Genomic DNA, 459 nt, shown 5'->3' with positions numbered 1-459 from the left:
GGTGTGGCCGACATCAACCGCCGCTTGGCGGCGCTGCGTAAAACCCTGATCAATGAAGAGCGTTATCAGCCCGAGCTGTTCAGTGCCGAACTGAGCGGCTTACGTGGCCTCATTCCTACTCCGGCCAAGCAGGCCAACCATGACTGAACCACTTATGCCCGCACAAGACACGCCCATCTACGATCTGATCATCGTCGGTTCCGGCCCGGCCGGTTTGTCGGCGGCAGCGCGCGCCAGTGCGCTCGGCAGCGCGCATTTGCTGCTCGAAGCCGATACCAAGCACGCTTCCGATACCATCTTCAAGTATCAAAAAGGCAAGCATATCATGGCCGAGCCGGGGATCTTGCCCTTGCGCAGCGACATGAGTTTTAGCGTCGGAAAACGTGAGCAATTGCTCTCGACTTGGGATGCCGAACTGCTCAAATTACAGGTTAATATCGCCTACGGCAAGCGCGTCAA

The 459-nt window shown here is 57.5% G+C and carries 1 protein-coding gene; it reads left to right on the top strand.

All coding sequences use genetic code 11. The annotated features are described in order from the left end of the window. Positions 1 to 139 precede the first annotated feature (139 nt). On the top strand, positions 140 to 459 hold a 320-nt coding region (locus QN347_RS19460), incomplete at its 3' end, for an FAD-binding protein (protein WP_323494353.1).

Origin of the sequence: Sphingomonas sp. 10B4 (assembly GCF_035019905.1) — a bacterium.
Lineage (GTDB): Bacteria > Pseudomonadota > Alphaproteobacteria > Sphingomonadales > Sphingomonadaceae > Sphingomonas > Sphingomonas glacialis.
The sequence above is the reverse complement of the archived record's forward strand: the minus strand, read 5'-3'. Positions and strand labels throughout refer to the sequence as shown.